The organism is Chamaesiphon sp. OTE_20_metabat_361 (assembly GCF_031364565.1).
The window spans coordinates 1-1691 of the sequence record NZ_JANLWO010000400.1; the positions used below are offsets into that span (position 1 = coordinate 1).

Here is a 1691-nt window from a genome sequence, read left to right on the forward strand (position 1 = left end):
CGATTTTCAGTATTTTGAGCGAGTCGCGAACTTTGTTAATAGAGCGAGTTGAAATCGATCGCCACCGGACTTTTTACAGCAGGGGTTATCCCTGCCACTGGTTCGCTCGACTCACTTGTCGATGCGGAAATCGACGGGCGAGCGTGAGTACTAGATTTTTGCTCTCGATTGTCCCCACCGAATTTCGCGTCTAATGTTTCAACTTGCTGGAGTAACATCGCCCGCGATCGCCGATAAATATCTAGAACTTCTGCCTCATCTACGCAATCGGCTGATTCACAAGCGAGCGGTAGATAGAAAGCTGTCAAAGCCTCCATGATTAACTTCTTTTGCTTTTTCAGACGGCGATCGGCTGTATATCTAAATAGCAAATTTTCCAGGACATCAGTGTTAACTCGCCACATCCAAAAATTGGTGCTTCTCTTTGTCTTACTTTCGTCGGTCATAATTAGTTACTTTGTCCTATTGAAGCAATGTTGATAAATAGCCGATCTCTCCCTCGCAAATTGCTGATGAATTGTTGAGTAGATCGGCAATTTTCGATTCTCCTCAACTATTTCGCAAGTTAAAATTAAGTATTAATCAGCAATTATGTACGATAAAAGCAGCCAGATAGTATCGTATAAATGCTGAACTATTGCTGGGCAATTACTCGCATTCTCAACACATTTAGCTGATGGCACCTCCCGCGACTGGAGGGTTTAATTGGGAGAGAAAGAGGAGACAGGCGGAAGAGCCAGCAATGCGGGCTGTGCCCACATTGACTGGCAAGGGCGTTCCCCCTTGACCCCCTTCGATCCTTGCGCTGACAGCAGATCGAGCAATAAATCTCATGTTGCCAGTAGAACATCCCTGTCGCATCAGATCGAACACCCCCACCTGAGCTATTTCCCGATTAAATCACCTATGCCCAGAGCTAAAGTTAAAACCAAACGATTCGCGATGCGGGTTGCTCCGGCTGTGTTAGACGAGATCGATCGCGAAGCTGCTGCGGCAAAATTAACCAGAACCCAATACCTGATCGACGGAAGATCGAAACCTGTCAATCCACCAGAAGCTCTGTATGTCGAACTTTACGCTGAAATCAGCAAGCTCCAGCGCGAACTCAAAGCTCAAGGCAACAACCTCAATCAAATCGCTCACGTTCTCAATAGTCATGCGCTAATCGCTCAAAAGCCAAATCAAGCTGCCGAAGCCGAAAGGTTAGTTAAGGAGATGTTTCAACTCTCCCGCACGATTAACCTCATCAAAGCTGCGCTCGTTGATAAATGTTGATGTAGGGCTGGTAGCGTAGTAACGCAAGTTGCTAGTTAGATCGAGAGTTAGAACTTGGGGAAAGGGGAAAGGGTAAAGGTTAAAGGAAAGATGCCGACGACATTGCGGCTCTTTTCCCTTTTCCCCTTCCCCTTTCCCCCTTGCCACACTAAAAAACTGTAACTAACAGCTTGGGTTAGTAGAACTATGATTGGATCGAATAGTAAAGGCAGTGGGTTTGGTGGGTTGCTGGGATACTTACTGGAGACTCGGCAAGGGAGGATTCTCGATCGCAACCTTGGTCATGAGACTGCGGCAGGTATGGCGCGAGAATTTCGGGCGATCGCCAACCGCAGAACCACCGCCCAGAAAGTCGTCCGGCATTTTGCGATCGGGTTTGCCGTGCAAGATGGGGAAGTCGCCGACGATATCAAAAT

General features: G+C 47.4%; 2 protein-coding genes and 1 pseudogene. 2 read left to right on the forward strand and 1 reads right to left on the reverse strand.

All coding sequences use genetic code 11. The features are described from left to right. Nucleotides 1–35: 35 nt before the first annotated feature. Nucleotides 36–446, reverse strand: coding sequence for a hypothetical protein (locus tag RMO35_RS11700; RefSeq protein WP_309741403.1), 411 nt, complete (start codon nucleotides 444–446; stop codon nucleotides 36–38). A gap of 259 nt (nucleotides 447–705) precedes the next feature. Here RMO35_RS11700 and RMO35_RS11705 point away from each other — a divergent pair, with 259 nt between their 5' ends. Together RMO35_RS11705 and RMO35_RS11710 are read left to right on the forward strand one after the other, a co-directional pair. Next, nucleotides 706–1275, forward strand: coding sequence for a MobC family plasmid mobilization relaxosome protein (locus RMO35_RS11705; RefSeq protein WP_309741405.1), 570 nt, complete (start codon nucleotides 706–708; stop codon nucleotides 1273–1275). Nucleotides 1276–1461: 186 nt separating this feature from the next. Further along, nucleotides 1462–1691, forward strand: a pseudogene (locus RMO35_RS11710) (relaxase/mobilization nuclease); the annotation flags it as partial.